General features: G+C 50.4%; 1 protein-coding gene. It reads right to left on the reverse strand.

The features are described 5' to 3' along the window. The coding region (locus NE623_RS14495; RefSeq protein WP_256273511.1) for a tyrosine-type recombinase/integrase at positions 1 to 393 on the reverse strand (393 nt) is incomplete at both ends.

The raw sequence follows: 393 nt of genomic DNA on the forward strand, positions 1-393 counted from the left end.
TAGGGTCTTTTGTAATAGATTCCTGATGGCTCAACTTCACGACTCCGCGTTGTACATGAATCGTCCGTTTGCGCCAGTTGATGTCACTCCATTTTAATCCACAGGCTTCACCCCTGCGCAATCCAGTGGCAAGTACTAATTTGAAATAGGTTTCGTATTTCATGCTCTGACCCTCGAAAGCTGTAATCAACTTTTTTACGGTTTCCTCATCGGCTACGGGGCGTTCTTTCTTTTTTCCTTTGGGCTTATAGCACCGCCATGCGGGATTGTGGGTCAAATAGCCCTCGTCCACAGCCGCCGACAGGATGCCGCACAGCGTGTTGTGTAAGCCCTCGACCGACTTCTCGGATAGATTCCCTCTGCCGTCCAAACGCGGGCTGTGCCGCATTTCTT

This window comes from Gemmiger formicilis (assembly GCF_024462815.1).
Classification (GTDB): Bacteria; Bacillota; Clostridia; order Oscillospirales; family Ruminococcaceae; genus Gemmiger.